Annotated in this window: 1 pseudogene; it reads left to right on the forward strand. The window is 69.9% G+C overall.

Annotation, left to right across the window (positions count from 1 at the left end):
* Nucleotides 1-138: 138 nt before the first annotated feature.
* A pseudogene (locus tag PUR53_RS10115) lies at nucleotides 139-302 on the forward strand (fused response regulator/thioredoxin-disulfide reductase); the annotation flags it as partial.

A 302-nucleotide genomic window follows, 5' to 3' on the forward strand; every position in this document is an offset into this window, starting at 1 on the left:
ACGCCCGCACGGCCCCCGCGTACACCCCTGGCTGGGACGTGCGGCTCACCTCGATGTCGTCGCCGCCCACCCGGCGCGTCATGAGGACCGTCCCCCCGCTCGGAAGGAAGACGCAGGGCGCCGGGAGCCGTCTAGAGGTCGGGCATCGGGGTTTTCTACGGCTCCGAGCTCTCGTCGTCCGCCGCCTTTAATTGCACCGACGTGTTGATCGTCTTCGGAGCCTTCACGGCCGGGCAGGCGGCGATGTACCTGTCCAGGGGCGCCAAGTCGGTCACCCTGCTGGTGCGCGGAGCGGACCTCAC

It is taken from the genome of Streptomyces sp. SP18BB07 (assembly GCF_036322545.1).
GTDB classification, from domain to species: domain Bacteria; phylum Actinomycetota; class Actinomycetes; order Streptomycetales; family Streptomycetaceae; genus Streptomyces; species Streptomyces deccanensis.